Origin of the sequence: Bacillus sp. FSL R9-9492 (assembly GCF_038007365.1) — a bacterium.
In the GTDB taxonomy this organism is placed as follows: Bacteria; Bacillota; Bacilli; order Bacillales; family Bacillaceae_G; genus Bacillus_A; species Bacillus_A mycoides.
Genome location: NZ_JBBOXC010000001.1, coordinates 1,158,252 through 1,183,616, shown reverse-complemented (window position 1 = coordinate 1,183,616; position 25,365 = coordinate 1,158,252). Strand labels below are relative to the sequence as shown.

General features: G+C 34.9%; 17 protein-coding genes and 4 pseudogenes. 1 reads left to right on the top strand and 20 read right to left on the bottom strand.

From position 1 onward, the window contains the following. Positions 1-16: 16 nt before the first annotated feature. The 13 genes and pseudogenes from MKY70_RS05955 to MKY70_RS30775 form a co-directional block, all read right to left on the bottom strand. On the bottom strand, positions 17-481 hold the full coding sequence (locus MKY70_RS05955; RefSeq protein ID WP_341023664.1) for a DUF6882 domain-containing protein: 465 nt from the start codon (positions 479-481) through the stop codon (positions 17-19). Between the two features lie 288 nt (positions 482-769). Next, on the bottom strand, positions 770-1,696 hold the full coding sequence (locus MKY70_RS05950) for a hypothetical protein (protein ID WP_341026362.1): 927 nt from the start codon (positions 1,694-1,696) through the stop codon (positions 770-772). Between the two features lie 82 nt (positions 1,697-1,778). Then, complete coding sequence (locus MKY70_RS05945; RefSeq protein ID WP_341023663.1) at positions 1,779-3,452, bottom strand: outer membrane protein assembly factor BamB family protein; 1,674 nt, start codon at positions 3,450-3,452, stop codon at positions 1,779-1,781. Continuing rightward, positions 3,440-3,571, bottom strand: a complete 132-nt coding sequence (locus MKY70_RS30780) for an HNH endonuclease (RefSeq protein ID WP_445662062.1) — start codon at positions 3,569-3,571, stop codon at positions 3,440-3,442. The genes MKY70_RS05945 and MKY70_RS30780 overlap by 13 nt, the downstream gene beginning before the upstream one ends. Positions 3,572-3,819: 248 nt before the next feature. Further along, positions 3,820-4,144: pseudogene (locus tag MKY70_RS05930) on the bottom strand (RHS repeat-associated core domain-containing protein); the annotation flags it as partial. Between the two features lie 176 nt (positions 4,145-4,320). Next, complete coding sequence (locus MKY70_RS05925) at positions 4,321-4,749, bottom strand: Imm44 family immunity protein (protein WP_341023662.1); 429 nt, start codon at positions 4,747-4,749, stop codon at positions 4,321-4,323. A 345-nt stretch (positions 4,750-5,094) separates the two neighbouring features. Beyond that, positions 5,095-5,628 (bottom strand): hypothetical protein, encoded by a 534-nt coding sequence (locus MKY70_RS05920; RefSeq protein WP_341023661.1) that lies wholly within the window; start codon positions 5,626-5,628, stop codon positions 5,095-5,097. Positions 5,629-5,847: 219 nt separating this feature from the next. Then, the gene (locus MKY70_RS05915) at positions 5,848-6,309 is read right to left on the bottom strand and encodes a hypothetical protein (RefSeq protein ID WP_341023660.1); all 462 of its coding nucleotides are present in this window, start codon (positions 6,307-6,309) and stop codon (positions 5,848-5,850) included. Positions 6,310-6,850: 541 nt separating this feature from the next. Beyond that, the gene (locus MKY70_RS05910; protein ID WP_341026360.1) at positions 6,851-8,359 is read right to left on the bottom strand and encodes an RHS repeat domain-containing protein; all 1,509 of its coding nucleotides are present in this window, start codon (positions 8,357-8,359) and stop codon (positions 6,851-6,853) included. 1,159 nt (positions 8,360-9,518) lie between these two features. Further along, positions 9,519-10,001, bottom strand: coding sequence for a hypothetical protein (locus tag MKY70_RS05905; protein WP_341023659.1), 483 nt, complete (start codon positions 9,999-10,001; stop codon positions 9,519-9,521). A gap of 5 nt (positions 10,002-10,006) precedes the next feature. Continuing rightward, positions 10,007-11,628: pseudogene (locus MKY70_RS05900) on the bottom strand (RHS repeat domain-containing protein); the annotation flags it as partial. Between the two features lie 125 nt (positions 11,629-11,753). Next, positions 11,754-12,389, bottom strand: coding sequence for a hypothetical protein (locus tag MKY70_RS05895; protein WP_341023658.1), 636 nt, complete (start codon positions 12,387-12,389; stop codon positions 11,754-11,756). 462 nt (positions 12,390-12,851) lie between these two features. Further along, positions 12,852-13,064: pseudogene (locus tag MKY70_RS30775) on the bottom strand (RHS repeat-associated core domain-containing protein); the annotation flags it as partial. A gap of 105 nt (positions 13,065-13,169) precedes the next feature. On the opposite strand from MKY70_RS30775, the pseudogene MKY70_RS05885 reads away from it, so the two are divergent. Beyond that, positions 13,170-13,301, top strand: a pseudogene (locus MKY70_RS05885) (IS6 family transposase); the annotation flags it as partial. 17 nt (positions 13,302-13,318) lie between these two features. On the opposite strand, the gene MKY70_RS05880 reads toward MKY70_RS05885, so the two are convergent. The 7 genes from MKY70_RS05880 to MKY70_RS05850 all read right to left on the bottom strand — a co-directional run bounded on the left by MKY70_RS05880 (position 13,319) and on the right by MKY70_RS05850 (position 25,181). Further along, positions 13,319-13,564, bottom strand: coding sequence for a hypothetical protein (locus MKY70_RS05880; RefSeq protein WP_098167239.1), 246 nt, complete (start codon positions 13,562-13,564; stop codon positions 13,319-13,321). 23 nt (positions 13,565-13,587) lie between these two features. After that, positions 13,588-20,202: a DNRLRE domain-containing protein gene (locus MKY70_RS05875; protein WP_341023654.1), complete on the bottom strand. Its 6,615-nt coding sequence runs from the start codon at positions 20,200-20,202 to the stop codon at positions 13,588-13,590. A 547-nt stretch (positions 20,203-20,749) separates the two neighbouring features. Continuing rightward, entirely contained in the window at positions 20,750-21,823 is a 1,074-nt protein-coding gene (locus MKY70_RS05870) for a sulfate/molybdate ABC transporter ATP-binding protein (RefSeq protein WP_341023652.1), read from the bottom strand. Between the two features lie 12 nt (positions 21,824-21,835). Continuing rightward, entirely contained in the window at positions 21,836-22,693 is an 858-nt protein-coding gene (gene cysW / locus MKY70_RS05865; RefSeq protein ID WP_341023650.1) for a sulfate ABC transporter permease subunit CysW, read from the bottom strand. Between the two features lie 11 nt (positions 22,694-22,704). Beyond that, positions 22,705-23,532, bottom strand: coding sequence for a sulfate ABC transporter permease subunit CysT (cysT, locus tag MKY70_RS05860; protein ID WP_002168928.1), 828 nt, complete (start codon positions 23,530-23,532; stop codon positions 22,705-22,707). Between the two features lie 21 nt (positions 23,533-23,553). After that, the gene (locus MKY70_RS05855) at positions 23,554-24,609 is read right to left on the bottom strand and encodes a sulfate ABC transporter substrate-binding protein (RefSeq protein WP_002011197.1); all 1,056 of its coding nucleotides are present in this window, start codon (positions 24,607-24,609) and stop codon (positions 23,554-23,556) included. Positions 24,610-24,929: 320 nt separating this feature from the next. After that, positions 24,930-25,181 (bottom strand): hypothetical protein, encoded by a 252-nt coding sequence (locus MKY70_RS05850; RefSeq protein ID WP_341023649.1) that lies wholly within the window; start codon positions 25,179-25,181, stop codon positions 24,930-24,932. Positions 25,182-25,365 lie beyond the last annotated feature (184 nt).

The following is a 25,365-nucleotide window of genomic DNA, read 5'->3' as shown; positions in this document are numbered from 1 at the left end:
TTTTAGTAGGCTCTACTTACAATGCATCAGGTAACATAACAGCCATAAACAAATCACTTCTTTCACCTGGTGCTATATATATTCCTTCTGCATCTAAATATTCAATGGAAAAGGCTGCTAGCTCATACGCCATTTCTTGATCGCATTCAAAAAGTGAATGTATAAAAAAATCACTTCCTGTGATTTTTTGTAAATCCTTCAAACCGTTAGACTTACTTCTTGCATAATCAGTCATATTCTCATTAGCCCAAGACCACATCCAACTGTTACTCTTTCCAGACCAAGAACCTATAAAAACAACACTAAATTCAAGTAAAACTTGACCATTTTTTTTAAACTGTAATATACATTGATCTTGATCATACCAATATTCATCAAAGTTATCGATATTATAATCCGAAATGAAGTTTTGCTGTTTACTTTCTAATCTGTCATAACACATATCAAGATAACTCTCGAATTGTTCATTTGTCATTGCCACTTATCACATGCTCCTTTACTTCAAGATTCCCAAGTAATATTGATTTGTTCAAAGGAAGCTTTACTTTCTTGTAACCCTTCCACATTATCAGTTCCAATCATCACTATCTCATTTTCCGAGAGCTTAATTACCTTATTAAGAGTTCTAATTGTTCTTCAGTGAATTCATTTTCTTCTTCTAAATCATAAAACCCTCTCATTGATTCTAAACATAAAAAATAAGCGTCAAACTTCTATAATTTTAATAAGTTTGACGCTTGCTCTCAATTTAAATTTAAAATAATACACCTTAATCTCTCAAAGCAAATGTTAAATCCCATTGTTTTTGTCTATAATTTATTGGATTCATCTTTTCAAATGTTTGATTTTGAATGCTAAAAGCTACCTTCTGTATATTTACTTTTGGATTGAATAAAAAATCTCTCAAATCAATATACTCTTCATTTGCAAACACAGCCCCTTCCATAATAGAAAGATTCTGTGCTCTTTGTTCTATATCTATATTTAAAATACATTGATATAAAATATCCTCATCATTTAATACTAAGTCCGCTTTTATATGAAAATCCGCATTCCCGAATTCAAATATATTTGTAACAACAGACGGGCGAACCCACGTCTCGTCTTGGTAGTCTACACTTTCATTCTCGTGATCCCACTCCCAGATTGGTGCGACAGAGAAATCTTCAAGGCTTAACTCTGCTATTGGTTTTCCATTAGTTGAACCCACCAGTGATCCTCCCTCTTTAACTACTTTAGGAATAAGATTACTAAAGTACATATTTCTCTCATCCGTTATCGATTCTTTAATAATGGGATATAAATATAAAGTAGCCATCGTTCTGAAACCATTACTCGCTCTTAATTCTAATTCTATTGCTATAGAAAAGGTCCTTATTGATAAATAACTAATTCGGATGTTTCCATTAAGGACCGTAAAAGTTTCTCCCTCTATATTAAATTCCCATTCTTGAAAATTAAACTCTTTATAGTAATAACTTTGTTCCTTATGAATAAAATCAGGATACTTATTTAAATATATATCCAAAAAATCATCTTCTACTAAAGTCTTATATGTTGGACATACAATTTTAAACTGTAACTTTCGAGATTTAGAATCCACAACAATAAAGTTATCCTGTATTATACAATACACCCAAGGTATATAAAGTTGATTTCCCTCTATGATGAGCTTTGAAGGCTCTCGTTTTAACATTGATACCACCGCTTGATCCTCTTCCATTATTTACTCTTGCTGAATAGATATTGGTTCCCCTCGTTTTTCTGTAAATACCTTGTTATCTTTCGCGTACTTCAAACACATTTCCACTAATACAAGTAAAATACAATAAGTTATTTGTTTTAATTACCTCATATATGGAATCAGAATCCAAAATAAACTTTGGTAAATATAATGTGAATTCTACCTTACCAGATTTTATGTCTAAGCATTTTACTTCAAGTTCATGTGAAGACATATAGACCTTATCCTCCACATATCTCGGAGCTCTTATCACATCATGTTCAAACCTTGTTTCCCACTTAATTTGGTTATGTACTAAATCTATACAATAGACTTTTCCATTATCCATAACTGCAAAACACACATTATCAACTAAGTTAGGCTCAAGTTGTATTTCACCTGATAATAAGCATTGATATATTTCCTTACCATCGTCTACTCCAAAGAATTGAAGACATGTTTTCGGTTCTGCTGCATCCTCCATATCATATATAGACCTAACCAAACCTATCTTTAAGTTATCAGCTATCACATATAAATAATCAGCTTCTTCAATCTCTATCTCTAAGATTAATTCTGGTGATTCTTTTTTCAAATTCCACCTTTGAATACTCTCCTCTCCCACTATTAAAGCCGTGTGACTTTCTATATATGTAGGAGTATTGGGGCGACAATCAATATTTTCTCTCCACAAAATATTATTATTATTTAAGTCAACAGCTGTCATACAAACTATATAGGGATCTATTGTTTCTCCTTCTTCATAACATTCTCCTATCAGAACATAATAATCAGAAAACAGTCGAACCTTCAAATTTTCTCCACCAATTCCAGTATATACAGTCTGTTTTTCTTTTCCTGTTTGAATATCTAATATGATATTCAAACCATAATCCATCACAACCATCACGTCTAATACATTATTTGGTAGGAGATAAACCGCTTTTATTTCTCCTTCCAATTCTAACTCCCATAATTTCTTTCCATCTTTTGCAGACATGCACACAAGTTTTGATTCTTCCTCTTCTCTACTAATATCTCCTACAAAAACCTTATCATCTTGTTGACAAAATACAATTCGACTCTCAACAAAATTGAGATGTTCAGTCCAAAGTGTTTTTTTATTCAACATGTCTATTTTACTAAACTTATGCGCTGGTCCATTTCCAACATATAAAAAATCGTTGTCTCTTGAGAATTGAGGAAGAATTTCTATATTCCTTTCATTTTTCAGGTCACTCCAGCTTATTTCATAACGACTTTCACTTGAATATTCCCGATAAACATTCAAGTTTCCAGTAGTAATGAAGTCCTCATCTAGCTTTTCTAAGTCAATTATCTGTTTATAAGCGGCATTCAACTTAAAATCTTCTGGTACTTTACTAATTAATTTCTCTATATGCTCCTTACAAAAATCAAATACAACATTAAAAAACTGTACTCTTTCAACTGAAATAATTTCTTTACTACTACTAATATTAATCTGATTTTCTTGTTGAATAAATTTTAAAGTCTTCTCATAGTTATCTAAGAATAATGTACCCTCTTTATACTTTAAAAGATTTACCCACACATCAAAAAATTGTATTAAGGGCTCTATAATATTAGTCTCTTCTTCATAAATAATTTTTTCGTCTATGAGGAAAATTATTTTACCTCTTAACATTTCCAACTCGTCTTCATTAAAATATTCCAGTTTTATATTAAATCCTTCTTTTATTTTCCCCATAATGCTCTACCTCCAGTATGTCCGGTTTTTTGATGAATATTGGTGTCAACTAACTGCATTGTTCCCGGCTCTTGATGGTGATGCCACGTATAACCTTTTGGATTTTTTCCAGACCGCATTAGTGTTAACTCAGCTTTATTAAACTTACTTTGATATTTCTTATATGCCTCTTTATTTAAATAACCAAATTGGGATGCATTACTTTTTTTTCAATAAGATTTTGGAAAGCTCATAGTAATTTTAGACTTAAATTTAGGAAATCCTTTTTTATGAAATGTCACCTTCGTTACTGGATGTTTCTTACCAGCCAAGTGTGCATTAACAATTTTGGGGCCTCCTGATTTCTTTCCAGTAGATTTTGTTCCGCCTGATTTTTTTGCTTTATTTCCATCTTCATCTATTAGCATAATCGGGTTGTTATCCGCATACGTATAACCATTCATTGTAATCGGATCATCTTCATCACCGGGATCTGGATCCACCGATAAGAACACACCATGGTCCGGATTGTAGTATCTCGCAATCAAGTAATACATACCAATCTCTTTATCATACATGTATCCCGCATATCCAAATAGATTATCTGCTGCGATACCTTTTGCGTCACTCTTTAATACGTTATCCCACGAATCATATTCATACGTTGCTACAACTTCTCTATTTTGATCTGTCATTGCAACCACATCTCCACGAAAGTAAAAAAACTATGTGAATGAATCTAATGCAATAAGGCTCTTACTTTGTCCATAAATCCACAAAGTAAGAGCCTTATTTTTTCTATTCACGACTTATTTTAAACTTGATTTCTCAGAGGAGTAGACAAAAACATCCATTTTAAAAAGGAATTCAAAATTACTTTTAATGAATGTCATCCTTCTGATAATTCGAGAAAACTTTCTTTGATATCAAAAATTTGTAAAATATCTTGTTCTAACCTCAGTGCATTAAAATCAGACTTTGCCCTTTTACCCAATATCCTAATAGATTGAATAATGTTTTTGATTATTAATATTTTTCTCCCTGAATCATCTGCCAACAAAAATGTTTCATAATCAATCCTTAATCTAAAATCTGCTTCTTTACTCTTCCTTTTAAAGAGCTTTCTTTCTTTATGAAAACCCGCATCTTCATATTCCAGAGTTATGTTAACTACTATAGGGATTATAGCTATTTTTTCTACTTCGCTACCATAATCATTACTATTTAATCCTTCAAGTTCACTACCGATTTCTGAAATTATATTTATAAATTCCTCAGCAATATCCCCTTCTAATTCACCACTTAAAAAAAACCTCATAATCACTCACTCTTTTCAATAGTCACTTTTATTTAGTGGAGGACGCTTTCCATCTTCATATAAACGTTATTATACTTGTAAAATTTTTGTGGCCTTCATCTTTTGATTTAGCATTTTTTTGCTGCGTTCTTGTTCACCTTTTATTAATTGTAAAAGAAATTTAATTATGCGATACCTTTCGTATCACCCTTTAATATATTCAGAAAGAAGAGTCAAAACCAGCCCTTCTTTTTTACAAATCATTCTTCTATTAGCGTTATTTCTATAAAACACTTAAAAGCTATTATACAAACTATCCTCTAGTATCTTCTTGTGCTAAGAAAACCATTTTATAACTTTTTATTTTCATGTTGCACAAATATCAAAATTATTACTAGCAATTGTTAAAAGCGCGCCATCATATTGTATAAATGCACATGCCGATGATGGAACCAGTTCAATTTGTGGTACAAAACATTCTCCCAGTAAACACTTCATAAATTCACTTTGATTTATTTTCTCTAATTTGATGCCAACGCTATTTCCTAAACTGATAATAGCAAAAGTATTTTCTATACTTACACCATAAAACAACTTGATTATATAGGGTACTTCTCTCCTTGGTATAGAATCAAATACAAAGAAAATGTTCCTTTTTCCCAAATCAAAAACTGTATAGGAAATACCTTTAGACTCTATTTCTTCTTTTAGATTTTTCCCCTCAGATTTATCTACATGTACAATAAACTGATTAATCCTCTCTTGAACAAGTAAACTTAAATTATCAATATTACGATTAGAATCATCAAATAAATCTGTTTCATAAATATCAGTTACATTCCTAACACGATATATATTTTCATCTTCAATACATTGAATCTTTTCGAATATAAAATCCATAATGCACCTTCTTTCCTCGATCTATGTTTTCCTATAACTTTATTTTGTTATCATTTTACACCAAAAAAACAGTAATATCGTAGGGACGCACATGATATCACTGCTTCTTATGAATTTAATATTTTCTATTTTTTGTATAGTGCATTTCCTTTTCACCTTCATAGTTCTTTGATAACTAAGTTTATTAAGCTATCCACATAACTATAATCAAACTCCCGCTTATCTACCACTCTCAAAATAACCATACAAGGTAATTTCCTCATTATTATAATAAAGATCAATAATTTCAGCTGGGAAAAATTCATTTTGTTGTTCTATACACTCTACTAACTTATACATCGTATAATCTATTGCATCAAAATAAAAATCAAAAAATAAAGTACCATTCCTATAAACTATACTCTCTTGTATTTCCTGAGAAAAAGGAACATTATTAATTTGCAACCTCTCTACACACCATATATCTTTCCAATAAGCTGGTTTATCGAGAACAATTTCTACCTTCTTTTGTGTTAGTAACTTTTCCATAGCATGCAGCATTCTTTTAGCACCCTGCTCATCGAAGCTTAATGTCAAACCATGTATTTCACCCACATACGTATAATTTTCCTCTCCAAATAAAAATTCACCATGTTCTTTTATGTCTTCTTCTGTATACGTATCTATTTCTAACAATATCATTTTTGGTTTCCTTTCTTTGTACTATATCTAACATGAATATTTTTTGTTACAATTCCTCTTTTCTTTAAAAATTCAAAGCGAACATGAGGCATACCACCTTTATGTCCTCTTACATTATTATCATTGGTCATCAAAGTATTTTTCTTTCTTGTCGGTTTAAAATAGGTAGAGATTTTCTTCCTTTTCTCTTTCAACCAATATTGAACGGCTATCTCTGATGGATCTGTAATTGGCTTTCCTTACAAAGATTACTATCATACACATAATTATTGTTTAAAACATAAACAACCAATTTTTTATCTTGAGCAATCGCAAAATCCGCTCGTTTATTCTAAAATAAAAAATAAGCGTCAAACTTCCTTAATTCTAATAAGTTTGACGCTTACTCTCAATTATTATTTTAACTACTACATTTTAATCTCTTAAAGAAAATGTTAAATTCCATTGTTGTTTTCTATAATTTATTGGACTCATCTTACTCATAATAATAAAATAACTTCTAACTAATATACTAACCTCAGTTATCTATTAAAAACTATCTTCACCTTTTTTTAGCAGCCTTTTTATTACTTTTTGTATTTTTCTTCTTACTACTTACATTTTTAGTAGAACGATTATCACGATATGCAGTAGCAAAGGTTAATCCTAAATAACCTTTACTTCCAGTCATGGAATATGCTACATCTCGAGCCTTACCTTTTCCACTATAACCACTTTGTCCTTTTCTTTGTACACCACTTCCAGCATTCGCTACAGCATATCCAGGTACTGCTGTATGAGTACTAACAAATAAACGAACCCCTTTGCCTAAATGCCTAGCAACATGACCTCCTGATCCTCCTATAATACCACCGGCTATCCCCCAAAGGAAATCCTTACCCAGTCTTTTATAATTCATTCCTTTTAAAGTTTTATGTTTTGCATAATGCCCTATTACATAACTGCCCACATTAGCAATTCCACCAACAGCTCCAGAAACAACCCACCATGCAAGATGTCCATCCGGATCCACTTTCATTACTGGATTATTATCCGCATACGTATACCCATTCATTGTAATCGGATCATCTTCATCCCCTGGATCAGGATCCACCGATAAGAACACACCATGCTCTGGATTATAATAACGCGCAATCAGATAATACATGCCAATCTCTTTATCATACATGTATCCCGCATATCCAAACGGATTGTCTGCTGCGATACCTTTCGTGTCGCTCTTTAATACGTTACCCCACGAATCATATTCATACGTCGCTACCACTTCTCTGGTTTGATCTGTCATCGCGACCACATCACCACGAGGGTTATAGTGATAGTATAACGTTTGTCCTTTTGACTTCATTGCTAGTCGTACGCCACTTGTAGCGTATACATATTGACGAAGTACAGTTCCACTACCATCCGTCTCATATAACGGGTTAATACTGTCTCCATCATAGAAGTAACGTGTTACTGTTCCACTTATATTCTTTTCAATACGACGATTATCCTCGTCATACTTATATGTTGCAAATGCATTGCTCTCACCTTGTTTCGTGATCGCAATCATTTGGTCATCTTCATTCCATGTATACTTGTACTTCCCATCTGATGTACGATTGCCATTTGCATCATACGTTAACGATTCGTTTCCGAATTTTACAAGCTGATTTCCTTCATTGAATGTTGCGGCTATAGACTTTGTTTCTTTTCCATTCTCTACAACTTTCACACTCGTACGGTTTCCAAATCCATCATATGTGTAAGATTTACTTGTTCCGTTTGGTAATGCTTCGTTTAGTAGCTGGTTAATCGGGTCATATACAAAGTTTGTTTCTGTTACTTTCCCGCCCGCACCTTCATGTTTAATCTTCGTACGATTGCCTGCTTGGTCATATTCATATCGTTCAGATAGAAGAATACTGTTTGACGTACCTACTACTAAATCTTTAATTTTGTTCGCATGGTCATAGTTGAAGGTAGAACCTGAACCATTTCCAGCTGTATACGTGCGAACATTTCCTTGATCGTCATAGTCAAATCGATACGTTTGAGAGCCATCTGTCACACGTATATTTTGATCTAACGTGTTGTAATCATACGATACTTTATTTGTGTATCCACCTTGCGTTACTGTTTGTTCTTTTAGTTTTTCTGTCTTACTGTTTGCTTTGTCATGGTATGTCCAGTCAACTTTTCCGCCTCGGCTATCCGTTGCACTTGTGACGCGGTCTGTCTTATCGTATGTTTTTGTGCGTTCTACACCATTGACAAGGTCTTTTACTTTCGTAACTTGTCCATTTTGATCACGTTCGAGTGTAAATGAATCTTTTCCAATAGATATTAAGTATGAAAAGAAAACTGGGAATTGGCGTGAAGAATATATAGATAGCATATAAGGGTATGCAATGAGAGGGCTCCAAAAATGGAACCCTCTCATTGCGTTATTGGAAATGTACAAAATGTTTTTTAAATCACATTATATTTCTATATCTCTGTTAAAATCTTGAAATTCAATTTCTGTTCTGCATTTAACTGATTTGCTACGTAATGATTTATAAGTAGATTAATTATTTCATGTTTTTCATTAACTATCTTTCCATTTTTCTTTTTACGTATAATAAATTCATTTGTGATATGATCATAAATGAAATTTAAATGTGCATCGGCATTCCTAACACTTCTATTAATTTGTTTTGTTAATTTTTCACACTTGTTATTAGTAATTAAGTCAAACAATTTAACTTTTTATAATAGTTAATTCATAAGTTTGTTTTCATACGAATATCATAAAAATTTCATCTGAAATTACACATTTGTTAAAAAACTCACACGATATATTGCTGCCAAACTCCCTCTTATTAATAGAGGTTAAAAAAAGAACGCTACCTAAGTGCGTTCTTTTTCTGTTTAAATAAAAATGTACTAAAAACATATTTAGCTAAATCATTTATATACTATTATGGGGGTTGTTATTAGGTATTATGGAGTGCTCTGGTCAAGCACTCCTCATATCTAATTAGTTACACGTATACTGTAAATAACCTGTTATATTTTGATTTCATTTTAATTAGGACAACAGACTCCTTCGTTTGTTGTCTTTTTACTCTGCATCAATTCACTAACAAATATTCAGTCGTTGATAAGAAACGAGCTCGCTCTCATCAAATAATAATAAACTCAAACTCTAACTAAGAAAAATTTTATAATAATGGAGTCCTACAGTTTTAGCCTTCTTTCCATAGTACTATTTCAAGATTATATTCATTCTTTAGAAAAGTAAAAGCACTTCTCATAGACTCATCTACTACAATAAGGCTAGAGTAAATTAATCCTCTTTGAGCATCATCATACCCAATGAAATCTAATACTTCTTTTGTATATAACATGAAATCTTCTAATTCTATATGCACACCAAAGTCCCAGTTTTCATGTGCATACCATAGAATAATCTTCTTAGACAATAAATTAGTTAATTCACATTCAAATTCTTTTATTTCATTGATAACATGTTCAGTGTCTGATACATTAGTAATTTTGACAGGAGTAGGTGTCTCATGAATTAAGAACTCTACTACTGAAGATATTTTGTCTCCACTAACAACTTCAAAATTTTTTATGGACGGACATAACATTAAAAACTTTTGTCTAGTAGCCTTTCCTTCTACCTTTTCTCTTAATATTTTAATTCTCTCTAAACGCTCATTCAACTTTATCACCTTCTTCTTTTTTTCTTATAGCCTTTTTTATCTTCTGGGTAATGACCACTTAATTGATTATACTTTCCTTTTGTACTTAATGGATTACCTGATCTTCCTTTTGTTTTAGGTCCTGTAGCATGGAAATGAGGTCCTCTTCCACTCTTATCATGCTTATGTTGCACAACAAATTTCTTATGGCCGCCTCTCCCAACTGCTCCAAAAGAATAAACAGTCCTATGCTCAGTTTTTCCATCATAAACAAATTTATGATTTTTAAATTGTGCAGAAGTAGGTATACCAGCCGCACGTTTAGCAGCCCTAAACGCTTGTCTTTGAGTCATAACTCCAAGAGCTTTTTTCGCAATCTTTAAAGGCTTAACATAATTAGATGCAACTGCCCATCCAACTTCTTTCCAGTTTCCACCTGCTTTATATGCTTTATATCCATCATACGCTGCAAATCCAGCGTTAATTGCAATCCATACCCAATGTCCATCCGGATCCACATTCATCACCGGATTATTATCACCATACGTATATCCATTCATTGTAACCGGATCATCTTCATCACCCGGATCAGGATCCACCGATAAGAACACACCATGATCTGGATTATAATAACGCGCAATCAAGTAATACATGCCAATTTCTTTATCATACATATAACCCGCATATCCAAATGGATTGTCTACTGCGATACCTTTTGCGTCACTCTTTAATACGTTACACCACGGGGATTATAGTGATAGTATAACGTTTGTCCTTTTGATTTCATTGCTAGGCGCACGCCACTTGTAGAGTATACATATTGACGAAGTACAGTTCCACTTCCATCTGTCTCGTACAACGGATTAATACTATCTCCATCATAGAAGTAACGTGTTACTTGACCATTTACATTCTTTTCAATACGGCGATTATCCTCATCATACTTATAAGTTGCGAATGCATTGCTCTCACCTTGTTTTGTGATAGCTACAATCTGATCGTCTTCATTCCATGTATACTTGTACTTTCCATCCGATGTACGATTTCCATTCGCATCATACGTTAACGATTCGTTTCCGAATTTTACAAGTTGATTTCCTTCATTAAATGTTGCCGCTATAGACTTTGTTTCTTTTCCATTCTCTACAACTTTCACACTTGTACGGTTTCCAAATCCATCGTATGTGTAAGATTTACTTGTTCCGTTTGGTAATGCCTCGTTTAATAGTTGATTAATCGGGTCATATACAAAGTTTGTTTCTGTTACTTTCCCGCCCGCACCTTCATGTTTAATCTTCGTACGGTTACCCGCTTGATCATATTCATATCGTTCAGAAAGTAGAATACTGTTTGATGTACCTACTACTAAATCTTTAATTTTGTTCGCATGGTCATAGTTGAAGGTAGAACCCGAACCATTTCCAGCTGTATACGTACGAACATTTCCTTGATCATCATAATCAAATCGATACGTTTGAGAACCGTCTGTCATACGTATATTTTGGTCTAACGTATTGTAGTCATACGATACTTTATTTGTGTATCCACCTTGCGTTACTGTTTGTTCTTTTAATTTTTCTGTCTTACTGTTTGCTTTGTCATGATATGCCCAGTCAATTTTTCCGCCTCGGCTATCTGCACTCGTACTGTCATTAAATATACAAAGAAAGAAGAGCTTATGTCAGCCCTTCTTCCTTCAAAGCATTCTTCCACTTCTTTTAAATCTATAATACATTTCTGTTCACAAACAAATACCCTATTAATTCCTTATATCTATCCAATCTCTCTAAGCATATTCTTGATTTTATTTTTCACATAAATACCTTGTAATAAACTTTTAAATTTCAAATCTTTCTTATTAGAATAACTATTCTTTATGTCTAATAGAAGTTTTTTATATTTATTTATAGGCAGAATCCGTCCTAATGCTTCGATTGCCAATCCTTTTATTTGATTTGAATACCCATCTTTCACAATTATTTCTACCAATCTTTCCTCAATTAGCACATCTCCCTTAACAGCTTTAGCAACAGATTTTGTATACATTATAGCTGTTAAGGCATGTTCCAGCCCTGTTCCCTTTAAGAATAAATCAGCAATTATACATTCAATTGCTTCTTTTTGATTTATAGAACAGTGTATGGCTTGATTTAAAGCTTCTATACTATATAAAGTATTAGGATTATGATATTCTCTAACAACATCCTTGATTCCTGAAGAGGATTGTAAAATAGCTACGTGAATTTGTTCGATCAACTTCTTATCTTGTACTTCTATACTCTTAAGGAAACTTATATTGTCAAGATTCTCCATAGCTCCTAGCATAGATATATACGTGATTGCTTCAGGATAATATTTTTCAGCTATACACTCCACTAATGCTTTCTTCATCCTTTTTTCTCTATCCATCGGTCACCTCACTACTTAATAACGCACAACCCAAACCCACTTCGCTCCGGCATTTTTATACTTTTGAACTTGTTTATTAACTCTACTTCTATTATTCTTATACTCTCGTGAAGTCTTCAACTCTACTACGAATCTACCCTTAAAAAATTGCAAGTCTGCTTTTGTACTTCTATCCCCTCTAATTTGCTTTTCGTATTTTCCGCCCGGAACTACATTCTTCATTGCTTTCCACCATGCCTTATGAGCAGCCTGTCCCTTTTTAAAAGGTAGAAGACCTGGCATTTTGTTATATGCTTTTCTTGCTACATTAAGGGCTCTATAAGAACCACCGCCTACACCACCGATAGCACCAAGTGCTGCTCCACCAGCTACTGCCCCAGCCAGTTTCCAACCTCTAGCTCCGCTTTTTTTAGCAGAATAATAACTTGATACACCACCAAAAGCAGCACCAGCTGCCATCCATGCCCAATGTCCGTCCGGATCCACCATCATCACTGGATTATTATCCGCATAAGTATACCCATTCATCGTAATCGGATCATCTTCATCACCCGGATCAGGATCCACCGATAAGAACACACCATGCTCTGGATTATAGTATCTCGCAATCAAGTAATACATCCCAATTTCTTTATCGTACATGTATCCCGCATATCCAAATGGATTGTCTGCTGCTTGATTCGTTTCAGATACTTCTGTGTTAGCTGCTTTATACGCAATAGTCGATTCACGACCTTCATTATCTATTTCTTTAATAATCCCATTATCCTTATTATATACAAACCCACGGGATTTCAAAGTATTCGTCATGCTTCACGTACCTTGAAAGGCATTGAAACGATTCATGCTATATACAAACAAAAGAGAAGTCACATTCCAGACTTCTCTTTTTCAACGTACAAGGAATTATAAGATTTATTCAGAACCAATTATTCTCTATCTTCCTTTGCTAACTCATACGTATATGCTAATACAAATCCCAAACCTAAACTAATAGCTACTATTAATTGAAAGAAAAATGAAATATCATTTAGAATACTTGTAGTTATTGCCAAAATCCCGCTAACAAATAACATGCCAGCAATCAAAGCTGAAAGGTAATGCCTTTCTCTCAGCAATGTATACATTAAATATATGGAAATTCCTATTCCCAAAACCATCTTAAAAATATACATACATTCGACCCCATACTTATATTTTACCTTCTTTTTTTATTACTTTTTTTATTGTGTTTCTTATCATATTCTTTATATCCCGATTTGAACCCTTGATAAAATGTGTAACCGTCAGGAATAAAGCCTATAAACCCTAAAGTTTTTAATCCTAATTTCGTTCCAGCTTTTCGCATTCCCTGTTTTAACTGTTTTTTATTGAATGAAGGTGTATTTGCAAGCTTATAGTTTCTTGCCCCTAAACGATACCCAGCGCCAAATGAAGTAACATGTGGGATAAATGTAGCTGGATTTCCAACATAAGATTTCCAAACAGCCTTCCCCCCAGATTTTGTTGCATACCAAATCTGTTTCCCTTTACTTTTCCATGCTTTATGCCCATCCGGATCCACATTCATCACCGGATTATTATCACCATACGTATACCCATTCATTGTAACCGGATCATCTTCATCACCCGGATCAGGATCCACCGATAAAAACACACCATGATCTGGATTATAGTATCTCGCAATCAAGTAATACATGCCAATTTCTTTATCATACATGTATCCCGCATATCCAAATGGATTATCCGCTGCAATACCTTTCGTATCACTCTTTAATACGTTACCCCATGAATCATATTCATACGTTGCTACAACTTCTTTATCCTGGTTTGTCATCGCAACGACATCACCACGAGGGTTGTAGTGGTAGTATAACGTTTGTCCTTGTGATTTCATAGCCAAGCGTAAACCATTTACGGAATACACATATTGACGAAGTACCTTTCCACTACCATCTGTCTCATATAACGGATTAATACTATCTCCATCATAGAAATAACGTGTTACTGTTCCACCAACATTCTTTTCAATACGTCGATTATTTTCATCGTATTTATAGTTTGCAAATGCATTGCTTTCACCTTGTTTCGTAATAGATACAAGCTGGTCATTCTCGTTCCATGTATACTTGTACTTTCCATCCGATGTACGATTGCCATTCGCATCATATGTTAACGATTCGTTTCCGAATTTTACAAGTTGATTTCCTTCATTAAACGTTGCCGCTATAGATTTTGTTTCTTTTCCATTCTCTACAACTTTAACACTCGTACGGTTTCCAAATCCATCATATGTGTAAGATTTACTTGTTCCGTTTGGTAATGCTTCGTTTAGTAGCTGGTTAATCGGGTCATATACAAAGTTTGTTTCTGTTACTTTTCCGCCCGCACCTTCATGTTTAATTTTCGTACGGTTACCCGCTTGATCATATTCATATCGTTCAGAAAGTAGAATACTGTTTGATGTACCTACTACTAAATCTTTAATTTTGTTCGCATGGTCATAGTTAAAGGTAGAGCCTGAACCATTTCCAGCTGTATACGTACGAACATTTCCTTGATCGTCATAGTCAAATCGATACGTTTGAGAGCCATCTGTCACACGTATATTTTGATCTAACGTGTTGTAATCATACGATACTTTATTTGTGTATCCACCTTGCGTTACTGTTTGTTCTTTTAGTTTTTCTGTCTTACTGTTTGCTTTGTCATGATACGCCCAATCAATTTTTCCGCCTCGGCTATCCGTTGCACTTGTGACGCGGTCTGCCTTATCATATGTTTTTGTACGTTCTACACCATTAACAAGGTCTTTTGCTTTCGTAACTTGTCCATTCTGATCACGTTCGAATGTGAACGAATCTTTTCCGTTTCGTTTTTCACCAATCACGCGATCTGCCGAATCATAAACTGATTCTAAAATCGAGCCATTTGGCATTTTTGTCTTAATCTTGTTCGCATTTTCATCATATGTGTGTTCAATACGACGGTTTAACGCATCGACATAGACTGTATTTTTATTATCTGCATCATATTCATATTTGTGTGTTTGTGTTTTTCCACCAAACATGACAGATTTCTCTGTTGTATTTCCATTATGATCAAAACGATAATTTACAGAGGTACCATTTTTTAATGTAACCTTTGTTAATAGATTATCTTTGTTGTAATCATATAATTTTGTATTTCCTTTTTCATCTGTCTCGCTTTTTTTATTTCCTGATGCATCGTATGCGAAGGTATTTTTTTGCCCCTCTTCATCATACGCTGTGATGACATTTCCATCGTTGTCGTACTCATTTTTTATAAGAGCATTTCCTTCTAGTAAACGAATATCATCAAACCATACTTTTCCTTTATTATTGTTTCTAAATAACAGATATACTTGAATCTGCTTAATTGGTTTCTTAGCTGGAATGACAACCGCACTACGGTTCCAATCATTTGTCCCACTTGGAAATTTCGCTTGATAATTCTCTCCACTACCATCTTGATAGTAAACATCTGCCCAAATTGAATAATCTCGTGATAGTTTATCTGGCGCATCATTTTCTACATTTTCAGATTTAGACATTCCTGTTAACGTGATTGGTTCTGCTTTTTTCTGATTTAAGTTTATATGATGACCATACCCTACATTTGAACCGCCATATTGGCTACGCTCTAATACAATAGACGAATGTCCTGTAAAACTTTCCTGATGAGAAACATCTTTCGGATCACAACTTGTTCCGTCTCCTCGAATCCATCCAGGAATACATCCTTGTTCGGTTACATTCTCTACACTACTATTTGTAATAGAATTGAAACTAGAAGAAACTTCTCCTTTTTCAAGCTGTAATTTATCAAACCATACGGAACCACTTGTAGAAGAACCACCGTTTTCTACTTGTAAATAGATTTTCACCTTTTTTGTTTGTTCTGTCGTTTTAAAAGTAACTTGACGATTGACCCAGTCACGCGTCCCTTGCACTTTATTATGACGAGTATCGTGCCAACCACCATCTATACCGGCACCATTTTCATTTAATGACTGTACATTGAAGAAGGCTGCACCATTGGATAAATCCGTTTTCACCATACCACTTAATGTATACGTTGTATTTGGTTCTAATGTCACTTCTTGCGTTGCTGCAATGAAACCCCAATCATTATTCGTTGCTTTTGTTGTAATCTTTAATGACGAATCTCCACCAAGACCACCTGGTGCTGGATTTGTATCTTTTACAATCTCTCCAGTATTATTGTCTGTTGCTGTTTTCGTCCATTGTTTCGTTATGTCAGTCTCAAAGCTTGGATTTTGAATCAAATTTTCGCCTGTACCCAGCTCTTTACTTGTTTCAATTGGATTTCCATATTTATCATAATGTGTAACAGAAGAAGTATGTGCGGATTGATCTGTTTCAGATACTTCTGTATTTGCTGCTTTATAAGCAACAGTCGTTTCACGATTTTCGTTATCTGTCGCCTTTATAATCCCATTGTCTTTATTGTACTCAAACTTTTCTGTCCCCATTTCATCGGTAACAGACGTAACATTCCCATTACCGTCATAGGTCGCAGTTTCTGTTTGATTTTTAGGAGTCGTAGTTTTCACTAAATTATTTGCATTATATTCATACGCCGTTGTTAAATTCAGACGCCCAGAATCTTCGACTGTTTTCACTGGATTTCCAGCATCGTTATACGTATAAACAGTCTTACGCCCTTTTGGATTCGTTAACGTAACTTCTTTCGCATCCGTATTATATGCTAATGTTGTAGCTTTTCCTAATGGATCCGTCACTTTTACTAATCTATTATTTTCGTATGCATACGATGTTTTATATGGTTTTGCATCTGTATGTTGCGGATCATAAATAGATGTTAGTAATCCATTATCATATCCGTATTTATATACTTTTCCTTCTGGTGTTGTAGAAGAAACTAGTAAATCACCATCATACTTAAATGTAATCGTCTTGTTATCTGGACCGATTACTCTTGCGGCTTTTTTATTATTTCCATCATATTGTACTAATAACTCTTTACCAGAAGCGTTCTTTACTTTTGATAAACGGAATTCGCCATCATACTCATATGTCGTCGTATTTCCGTATTTATCTTTTGTATACTCAATACGCCCCTGTGCATCGCCAGATTTATAGAAAGTAACAGTTTGATCTTTATCTTTTATTTCATATCCACCTGATACTTGCTTAATTTCTAAATATATACCAGTAGGAGCTTGATACGTATTATCTCCTGTTCTAGTAAAGGTAATATTTGCACCGTCGGCAGAAATTAAAAGTAAGTTTCCATTTCCATCGGCCCAAATTCTTTCCTCTAATCCACTAGACCAACCTGTCCCAAATAAACCTATCTTTTTACTTTGGCTATTATAAGTTCTTTCTACTGATACATCCGGCCCGCGCCCTGATAATGTAATATCTTTCTCACTCATGATAAAGTTACCATTTGTAGCATTTACTTTACCATTTAACACCGGAACTGATGCCCAGTAATCAAACATCCCTATAAATCCAAAATCTTGGGAGAATCTAGGTACGAACTCATGCGAAATTTCACTTTCAGCATGCCCAGCTTTACTATACGCTGTTACACGGAACCAGTAGTTTTTCGAACCTGCATAGATTCCACCAGAATTCTTATACACAGGTGATGGATCAACTGCTAATTCTGCACCTTTTTTATCGTGATGAAGTAAATATTGGCCTTTCGTTATTTCATCTTTTGTTGGCCAAATCTTCTCATTTTGCGTTGTCCAATTTGTTTTATTTCCTACATCGAACGCTTCGTAATCTTTTCCGTTATAAACCCAAACTTTATACCCTGCTGCTTCTGGAACTGAGTCCCACTTCAGCGTTACATAACCAGTTTGCTGATCTGTCGCATTGATATATGCTGAGCCATCTGGCTTTTTCACTTGTTCTAATGGAATATAAACAATTGCTTCATCAGAAAGTGGACTATCCTCACCAGTTGGGTAAGTAGCTATAACACGAACCCAATATCCACGTGCACTACTATAATCTCCATACGGACTCTTATCTAGAAATGCGTTTTTATAAATTGGGCCAGGACTGACTGGTACCTCTCCGCCTTGCCCTTCTTCAAGCAATTCATATTGCCCATGTGCAATTTGCTCTGGCGTTGGGAATATCTTTTTATCCTTTGTTGTCCAGTTCGTTACATTCCCAACTTCAATTTCATTATATCCATGTCCATTAAATATTGCTATTTTATAACCATCCGCTCCTGGAACTGCGTCCCATTGTACGTTTAAGTGACCTGTACCACTACCACTACCGTTTGAATAAGTTTGTACTCTTGGTTTATTCGGTTTCGCGTATGAATATTTCACTTCCAAGTACGGTGCATTTGTTCCGTTTTCAGCTGCAATAAACTTCTTCCAATGGTTTTGACCATTACCATTTGCATGTAGCTTAAAGCCGTTGTTTGTTCTTGCACCTTCTACCCATGCTTTTACTGTGTTAGTTACATTAAACTTCGCCAATTGTCCTCTTGTTACATCAGCATGTGCAATATTATTTGAACCAGGTTTATTATTCCAATTTAAACTGCCTTCATTCCAGGCACCCGTTACTTCATCTAACCAAACACCATTTGGTTGATTCGCATAATAATGCCAAATGGTATGTACATTGAATGTTGCACTTTCAATATTTGCACCTTTAAAACTCGAAACGTCTGGTTTAATAAATGAAAAGTTTGTCCCAGATGCCCCATCATAATATCCTACTTTTAACGTATAAGCATTTTGACCGGCATCCCAAAGTTTTCCTCCTGAATAATTTACAGTTGGATATGCACTTGAAGCATATGCATTATCAAAATCCTTCAACTGAACCGAAGGATCCACATATACCGGATATTTTCGCTCTGGTGCTTGTAACCACTTTGGATCCGCTGTAACAGTTAACGTATATGTTTTTTCATCTGTCTTCTCAATATTGTAACGAACCGCATCTGACGTTACAGCCTCACCTGATTGTTGATCCACATTGGAATCATTCATATAAGGTTTCGGCAATGTGAATACTTTTTCTTTTTTCTCATCTTGGAAGTCGATTGAACCGTCTTCCTGTATATTTGGTGTTAAATCTGTTTGTAATGCAAATGTAAAAATATGATGTCCTGTATATTCACGTAATACAAAATCTTCTTTTACATTTTCGTTAAACGTCGTGCTCTTTAAATCAATATTTGGGAAGATCCCTTTATACCACACTGTATTATTTTCATGTGTTGCAGTGACTGGCGATGGCTTCACTTCACCTTTTTCACCATTTGCACTCATTAATTTGTACTGAATATTATGATCTTTTACTTTAAATTGAACGTACTTTCCATCTTGTGCTGTTTTCTCGAACACTGGTTCTAACTTTGTATTTTCCGTTACAATTTTTTCATTTGGTGCTGCTACTAATTTGGGTGAAACTTCTTCTAACTTTCCATCTTTCTCAACATGAATTGGTTCCGTATATACCTTTTTCGTATATGTACCATCATTATTATCGAAGACTTTTTCTGTTTCCGTTCTTTCTTCTACAATCTCAGTTGGATTTGCTTGTGCTTTAGCCTTATCCTTCTTTAACTGATCTGGATGTGGAGCTGGTAACTCCTTTTCCTCTTTCTTTTCCACTTCTGGACTTTGTTCTGAATTTGGAGATGGGGTAAACGGTGGTGCTGTTTCCGCCAATCCATTCAGTGGTATAGAGGTAACAATTAATGCAACTACCATAAGTTGGATTAAGTACCTATACCAATTCTTTTGTTTCTTTTCTTTCATAAACTCACCTCGCTGAAATATTTTTAACATATATAATGTTACATATCACAATGTAAACAAAGGAAAGAGTAAAGTAAATATAGTTTTAAAGTTTTGAAGATTTCGTGCACAAAATCCGACAATTTAACAACAATTTTATAAATTTCATTACAGATAACTGTTTTTGTTATATATTTAAATATTTACGATAATTGTATCTATTATTGTTTGCTAGCGACATGATATGAACATCATTCAACTAACCTTTTTATTTTCACTTTCCATTTTGTTCTAGCATTCAATGAATCTAGTACACTGAGCTTCATATTCCTGGGGTAAATATGGTTCCCTAACTGTAATACCTTTATTTATAGAAGGTATTCAGAATATATTCCTTAATAACTGTTTGAACACGGCCCCTCTCCTTGTTATATCTATAGCTTTTCCTACTACATTTCATATGAGAAAAGGTTATCACGATAAACAAAGAGAAGGCCTCCCAAAAGATATTTTAGGCGACCTCCTCTTATTAATAGATTGCTGTTAATTCAAGTGAATTTTAGCTCTCTTAAATAACAAAATCCTCCGGAATAAACACTTTCACTTCTCTCGGATGTACGTATACAAACTCACCTGTTTGAATGCCTAGCTGTCTAAACTGTTCTTTACTAATTTCTGCTTCTAGATACTCATCTGTTCCGTCGCGCTTCAATTCTACATATACGACAGGTCCAACTGCATGAGAATATGTTACTTTCGCCGGAATGGCGTCTATACTTTGTTTCGTACGATCAATTGAAAGATGATGTGGTCTTACATATCCCACTCCGTCTACATTTGAAACGTGCTTATGCTCTGGTGCTTCTAGTTCCACCGACCCTACATTTAGTTTACCTTTATGAACGCGGCCGTGAAATAAATTCACGTTTCCTAAAAAGTCATATACGAACGGACTTGCTGGTTTTTCATATACTTCTTCCGGCGTTCCCATTTGTTCAATGCGTCCTTCATTCATTACAACGATGCGGTCCGCAACGTCTAGCGCTTCTTCTTGGTCATGCGTTACGAATACACTTGTAATTTGAAATTCGTCATGTAGTTTCCGGAGCCATCTTCGTAATTCTTTCCGCACTTTCGCATCAAGTGCACCAAATGGTTCGTCTAGCAATAAAATTTTCGGTTCTACCGCAAGTGCCCGGGCTAGTGCGATACGCTGTCGTTGTCCGCCAGATAATTGCGCTGGATATCGTTTTGCAAAACCATCCATTTTTACTAGTTTCAATAGTTCTGTTACTTTTTCTTTTATTACTTCAGCTGACGGTCTTACATTTTTCTTTCTTACTTTTAAACCGAAAGCGACATTTTCAAATACATTCATATGTTTAAAAAGTGCATAGTGCTGAAAGACGAAACCAACTTGCCGGTTTTTCACGTGAATATTAGTTAAATCTTCTCCATCAAATGAAACGGAGCCTCTATCCGCTTCTTCTAGTCCTGCAATAATTCGTAATAACGTTGTTTTTCCAGAGCCTGATGGACCTAATAAAGCGACCAGTTCACCTTTTGGAATATCCAAATGAATGTCTGTCAGCGCTTGAAATGTACCATATTGTTTTGATACATTTTGAATTTGAATACTCACCGCACTTCCCCCTTATTGCCTTTTTTCCATTCTCCATTCAATCCAGTTTTTTATAACGAGCGTAACAACTGCGATGAGTGACATTAAAGTCGCCACAGCGAACGCTGCTGAAAATTGATATTCATTGTACAAAATTTCAATATGAAGCGGCATCGTATTTGTCACGCCGCGTACGTGACCAGACACAACGGAAACGGCGCCGAACTCACCAATGGCGCGGGCGTTACATAAAATCATGCCGTATAAAAGGCCCCATTTTATATTTGGAAGCGTAACGCGCCAAAACATTTTCCATCCGCTTGCGCCAAGTGATAGAGCTGCTTCTTCTTCACTTTTCCCTTGCGCCTGCATAACCGGGATTAATTCACGGGCAACGAACGGAAACGTTACGAATATCGTTGCAATGATAATACCAGGAACAGAGAAGATGAGTTTTATCCCATGTTCCATTAACCATCCGCCAAGATTCGCACGAGGTGTGAAAAGTAAAACGAATACTAATCCTGCGATAACTGGTGATACAGCAAACGGCAGTTCAATAAGAGATAATAATACTTGCTTTCCTTTAAACTGAAACTTCGTAATAAGCCAAGCTGCTGCTATTCCGAATATCGTATTCAGCGGCACAACAATTACTGCAACGAAAAGCGTTAACCTGATTGCTGAAAATGCTTCTTGATCTGTTACGGCGGCAATATATACATCAATTCCTCGTTCGAATGCTTTCATAAAAATTGTCACGAGCGGCAGTAATAGAAAGAGAGATAAAAATAAAATTGTTATCGTAATGAATAAAATTGGTACAAACTTAGATTCTTTTTTAACTGATACGCTTTTTACTATTTTCTTTTCTAATAATGTTGGTTCCATTTTCTCCCCTCCTATTCGCTTTTCAATTCATGCCTTCTGCTCCAAGTTTGAATCATATTAATAAATAGTAGGAAAAGGAGAGAAATAATAAGCATCACAGCCGCTACAGCTGTTGCTCCTGCATAATCATATTGTTCGAGTTTTGTCATAATCATAAGCGGTGCAATTTCTGTTTTCATTGGCATATTACCTGCAATGAACACGACAGATCCATATTCCCCTAACGCCCGAGCAAAGGCGAGTGAAAAACCAGCAAGTAGAGCCGGGAATATTTCTGGCAAAATGATTTTCACAAATATTTGAAAGCGTGATGCCCCTAAACTAGAAGCTGCTTCTTCTACTTCTTTATCAATACTTTGCAGCACTGGTTGCACCATTCGAACGACAAATGGTAAGCCAATAAACGTAAGTGCAACAATAATGCCGAGCTGGGTAAAAGCTACTTTTATATGAAACACACTAAATATTTTTCCAATAAAGCCATTTTCCGCATAAAGCGTCGTAAGTGTAATACCAGCTACAGCAGTCGGAAGAGCGAATGGTAAATCGATTAGTCCGTCTAATAACCGCTTCCCTGGAAATGTGTAGCGAACGAGTACCCAAGCAATTAATAAACCGAAAATGGCATTTACGATTGCCGCTGCAAGTGAAGTTGTGAAACTTACTTGATAGGAATGCAACACGCGCTCACTCGTTATAACTTGTGCGAATTTCTTCCAGCCTAGCTGCGAAGTTTGAATAAATACGATAGAAAGTGGTATAAGTACGAATAAGCTCATATATAGCATTGTAAATCCAAGAGATAATCCAAACCCTGGTAAGACACGCTTCTTCCTCATATAACGTCACCTCATCCCCCCTTATTTTTTATACATTTGATCGAATACGCCGCCATCATTAAAATGCTTTTCTTGTGCTTTTTTCCAGCCTCCAAATAGTTCATCTACTGTAAATAATTGAACTTTCGGAAATTGTGATGCATACTTCTCTGCTACTTTTTCATTACGAGGGCGGTAAAAGTTTTTCGCCGCAATTTCTTGCCCCTTTTCTGAATACAAATATTCAAGATATCCTTCTGCTACTTTTTTCGTTCCTTTTTTATCAACGACTTTGTCTACAACTGCTACTGGCGGCTCGGCAAGTATACTAATCGAAGGTGTTACAATTTCGAATTTATCTTTTCCAAGTTCTTTTTGTGATAATAACGCTTCATTTTCCCAAGCGATTAACACGTCACCAATTCCTTTTTCAACGAAAGTCGTCGTTGCCCCGCGTGCTCCTGAATCTAGTACTTCTACGTTTTTATAAATTTGGCCAACAAATTCTTTCGCCTTATCTTCACTATTGTTATATTTCTTTAGTGCGTATCCCCACGCCCCTAAATAGTTCCACCGTGCTCCCCCAGATGTTTTCGGGTTTGGTGTAATGACAGACACACCTTTTTTCGTTAAATCATCCCAATCTTTAATTCCTTTCGGGTTTCCTTTTCTAACAAGAAATACAATCGTTGATGTATACGGAGTAGAATTATCCGCAAGTCGCTTCTGCCAATCTTCTGCTAGTTGTTTCTTCTTACTAATCGCGTCAATATCATAAGCGAGCGCTAGTGTTACAACGTCTGCTTCTAAACCGTCAATAACGGAGCGTGCCTGACTTCCAGATCCCCCGTGTGATTGCTTTACATTTACTGTTTGACCATGCTTCTCTTTCCAATACTTCGCAAAGTCTTTATTGAAATCTTGATATAACTCACGCGTTGGATCATATGAAACATTTAAAAGTTCGACTGTCTTCTTATCTGCACTTCCTTCAGAATTGTTAGTGGATGTTGCCGAACCACAACCTGACAAAAGAACAAATGCTGATAATAAAACACCTGTACTTTTCATTAATGCTGTCTTACTCCACTGTTTCATATATATAGCCCCCTTAGTTTGTACAATAGAAAAAGGCACACAATCTATTCACAAAAGTGAACGTTGTGCGCCTTCAGTTTCTCTGATGAGCTTCTATTGTATTCTGTTTGATTTCTTTTCATTTTAATTCCGTAATTCATATGTGTCAACTTGGAATTTCTAATTATCACTTCGGGGGCTTATACAAATATACGAATAAATCTTTTTTAATCATTATCAATATGACATTTCCTTTTATATTCATTTATCCATCATAATTATCATATTGATAATGATTATCAATATGATAATTATGATGGATAAATAAAAGCCAATCTTTTTTATTTTCTACATAAATACGCTTTCCGGTCATTTTTAAACAATAAATAATGAGCCGTATGCACTTTTCTCTCTAAATAGTCCAACGAATACGTACTCGATGGATCTACTAAATCCCCAATCGCCCCTGAAAGGTGATCAATTACCTTTTGCAATGTTTCTAAGTTCTTCTTTTCCCTCTCCATATTCATTTCATCCATAATGTCACAAATAAGATATTGCACTTTCCGTAAGCGTAATTCCTTCCGCTCCACGTATATCTCCTCCTTATTGTTCATATTACGGTTTAAATATATGGGCTTATAGCTTAACCAATTCTAAAAAATAACGTGAAACTTTAATGAGTAAGAATTTTGTCCATCCAAACTAATCCAGCTTTTTGGGACAAAAAGATATCCATCTCTAAACATGTAGTCATAGAGATGGATATCTTTATTT